2 pseudogenes are annotated in these 1,416 nt (G+C 70.1%); one reads left to right on the top strand and one right to left on the bottom strand.

The features are described 5' to 3' along the window. A pseudogene (locus CCN35_RS14120) lies at nucleotides 1-896 on the bottom strand (pyridoxal-phosphate dependent enzyme); the annotation flags it as partial. 160 nt (nucleotides 897-1,056) lie between these two features. Here CCN35_RS14120 and CCN35_RS28380 point away from each other — a divergent pair. Continuing rightward, nucleotides 1,057-1,416 (top strand): annotated as a pseudogene (locus CCN35_RS28380) (SGNH/GDSL hydrolase family protein); the annotation flags it as partial.

The following is a 1,416-nucleotide window of genomic DNA, read 5'->3' as shown; positions in this document are numbered from 1 at the left end:
CGCCGTACTCGCGCAGCACCTCGATGGCCTGGCCGACGGTCTCGTCCGGGTGCATGTGGACCAGGGAGGGGATGCCCCCCTCCTTGTGGTTCAGCACGTCGCCGACACGCGCGCTCGGACCCTCGTCCTCCAGGAAGCCGTAGTCGGCCATCCACTCGTCGTTGAAGATCTTGCTGAGGTATCCGCGTCCGCTGTCCGGCAGCAGCACCACCACGACGTCGTCCGGACCGAGCCGCTCGGCGACCCGGAGAGCGGCGNNACACCGAGCCCTCGGGGTCGGCGCCGATCACCTTGACCCTGCCGTCGCTGGCCTCCTTCAGATAGCGGCCGGTGCCGGAGATGGTGCCGCCGGTGCCGATGCCGGCCACGAAGTGGGTGATCCTCCCCTCGGTCTGCTCCCAGATCTCGGGGCCGGTGGAGTGATAGTGCGAAAGGGGGTTGTTGGGGTTGGAGTACTGGTCGGGCTTCCAGGCGCCCGGGGTCTCCCGCACCAGCCGGTCGGAGACGTTGTAGTACGAGTCCGGGTGCTCGGGCGCGACGGCGGTCGGGCACACGACCACCTCCGCACCGTAGGCGCGCAGGACGTTGATCTTGTCGGTGGAGACCTTGTCCGGGCACACGAAGATGCACTTGTAGCCCTTCTGCTGGGCCACGATGGCAAGGCCCACACCCGTGTTTCCACTGGTCGGTTCGACGATCGTGCCGCCCGGCTGGAGCTCCCCGCTCCGCTCGGCCGCCTCGATCATGCGCAGGGCGATGCGGTCCTTCACGGATCCGCCCGGGTTGAAGTACTCGACCTTGGCCAGGACGGTCGCCCTGATCCCCTTGGTGACGCTGTTGAGACGCACCAGCGGGGTGTTGCCGACGAGGCTGATCATCGAGTCGTGGAATTGCACCGTTGTCTCCGGTTGCTGCAAAAGGTCTGGTCGTAGTGGTCCCGCCAGCGTAGGCCAGAAGCGCGAGGCCGAGGACGGGCGTTCACTCCCCGTCGGGATTGAGCAACTGTCCGTACGGGGCAAGGAGTGGGTGTACGGCTACGGAGGAGGTGGCGGCGGCATGACGAGCATGTCGAGGGCGAGAGTGGCCCGGCGGATCGCGGCCGGTGCCGCGTACGGGGGCGGCGGGCTCGGCCTGGTCGGTGCAGCCGCCGTCGGCCTGCTGCTGGCCGAGGTGCAGATGGCCAAGCGCCATGTGGGCAACGGCACGGACCGGCGCGTGCCCTCCGCGGACGGGCTGTACGGCCCGGGGTACGACACTCCCGGCGAGCCGCCGCTGACCCTGGTCATGCTCGGTGACTCCACGGCCGCGGGCCTGGGCGTGCGCCGGGCCGGGCAGACGCCGGGCGCGCTGCTGGCCTCGGGGCTCGCGGCGGTGGCGGAGCGCCCGGTGCGGCTGCGGAACGTCGCCGTGTCCGGT

The sequence above is a fragment of the Streptomyces thermovulgaris genome (assembly GCF_002155915.1).
Classification (GTDB): domain Bacteria; phylum Actinomycetota; class Actinomycetes; order Streptomycetales; family Streptomycetaceae; genus Streptomyces; species Streptomyces thermovulgaris.
This window is presented reverse-complemented; position numbering and strand designations above follow the sequence as displayed.